Origin of the sequence: Bacillus cereus, from assembly GCF_015071065.1 — a bacterium.
GTDB classification, from domain to species: Bacteria; Bacillota; Bacilli; order Bacillales; family Bacillaceae_G; genus Bacillus_A; species Bacillus_A cereus_BA.
Map to the genome: position 1 here is coordinate 1 of NZ_VOVA01000104.1, position 309 is coordinate 309.

Consider the following 309-nt stretch of genomic DNA (forward strand, 5'->3'; position numbering starts at 1 on the left):
GGGTTTATCCATTTCTCATACAACGATTATGCGTTGGGTTCATCAGTACGGTCCTTAATTGGACAAACGAATCCGACGTCACCTTAAACAAACAAATGACTCCTGGAGAGTCGATGAAACATATATCAAAGTAAAAGGTCAATGGCTGTACTTGTATCGTGCTGTTGATTCACAAGGAAATACAATCGATTTTCACCTAAGCAAAACAAGAGACCAGAAGGCTGCAAAGCGCTTTTTCAAGAAAACCTTGGCTTTTTCGTATGTTTCTAAGCCACGCGTGATAACAGTCGATAAGAGCCCTGCCTATCT

The 309-nt window shown here is 41.1% G+C and carries 1 pseudogene; it reads left to right on the forward strand.

Annotated elements, in window-relative coordinates:
* Window positions 1–309: pseudogene (locus FT637_RS29755) on the forward strand (IS6 family transposase); the annotation flags it as partial.